At 38.0% G+C, this 716-nt stretch carries 1 protein-coding gene; it reads right to left on the reverse strand.

Features of this window, described 5'->3' with window-relative positions; translation table 11 throughout:
* Positions 1–116 precede the first annotated feature (116 nt).
* Positions 117–716, reverse strand: a 600-nt coding sequence (locus tag V7R35_RS17800; RefSeq protein ID WP_334016227.1) for a hypothetical protein, incomplete at its 5' end; no start/stop codon positions are given.

Here is a 716-nt window from a genome sequence, read left to right on the forward strand (position 1 = left end):
CTAACGGCCCGCATAACGGGCAAAAACACGTAGGCTAAAATACCGAGCGAAGCGAAGGGAGCCTACGTGTTTTTGTCCCAGTGAGCAGCGCGAGCGAGTTTATGCGTTTGTTAGCTTCATGCTTGGACGTCATAAGTAGGCTTGCCAATAAGATCCACTCCATGTTCTGTAGCAAAGCTGATCCAAAGTAATTCTAGTTCTTTGGCTGCTTTTTCAAATGATTCAGCCATTTTAATAGAAGAATAATCCATGATTGTCTTCTTTGTTTTAGGTAAAGGGGCTGCTTGATCTGGCCAATGAGATGGTATTTCTTGAATTTCCGAAAACGTCTTCGGTTTTGCATGAACGAGAGTGTTTCGAAATACTTTCATGGTATTTATTGTTTGCCACGGGTCTCGTGAGAAATCTACTTTAATACCAAAAAACTCAGAAATCATAACAATTTTACCGATAAAAGATGTTGATTCGTAATGCTCCCAATGTGGAAAAAGTTGGCTTCCATAGATATTTGCGAGAGATTCTACTGTGAAAACTGAAAAAGCCATCGCAGGAATGATATTTTTGAATTTGTAGCCTTCTTCGGCATTTTTTGCATCGTTTAACTGCTTGATTGAGATTGAACTAAGCCAATACTGTTCTAAATTAGTATTTGTAACTTTTACTTTTTTAGTCTTGTTTTCGTTACTCATATCTAATAATTCCTTGTTGAAGCTAAC

Origin of the sequence: Alteromonas sp. S167, from assembly GCF_036864375.1 — a bacterium.
In the GTDB taxonomy this organism is placed as follows: Bacteria; Pseudomonadota; Gammaproteobacteria; order Enterobacterales; family Alteromonadaceae; genus Alteromonas.